1 protein-coding gene is annotated in these 393 nt (G+C 53.2%); it reads left to right on the forward strand.

Annotated elements, in window-relative coordinates:
• On the forward strand, positions 1 to 390 hold a 390-nt coding region (rpsI, locus tag H0X91_RS34825; protein ID WP_196433835.1), incomplete at its 5' end, for a 30S ribosomal protein S9.
• Between the last annotated feature and the right edge of the window lie 3 nt (positions 391 to 393).

Here is a 393-nt window from a genome sequence, read left to right on the forward strand (position 1 = left end):
GCTGAAAATCAATACTACGGCACTGGTCGCCGCAAAAGTTCCGCAGCTCGCGTTTTCATCAAACCGGGCAACGGTAAAATCGTTATCAACCAGCGTTCTCTGGAACAGTACTTCGGTCGTGAAACTGCCCGCATGGTAGTTCGTCAGCCGCTGGAACTGGTCGACCTGGTTGAGAAACTGGATCTGTACATCACTGTTAAAGGTGGTGGTCTCTCTGGTCAGGCTGGTGCGATCCGTCACGGTATCACCCGCGCTCTGATGGAGTACGACGAGTCCCTGCGTTCCGAACTGCGTAAAGCTGGCTTCGTTACTCGTGACGCTCGTCAGGTTGAACGTAAGAAAGTCGGTCTGCGTAAAGCACGTCGTCGTCCGCAGTTCTCCAAACGTTAATTG

The sequence above is a fragment of the Burkholderia sp. 9777_1386 genome (assembly GCF_015712265.1).
GTDB classification, from domain to species: domain Bacteria; phylum Pseudomonadota; class Gammaproteobacteria; order Burkholderiales; family Burkholderiaceae; genus Burkholderia; species Burkholderia cenocepacia.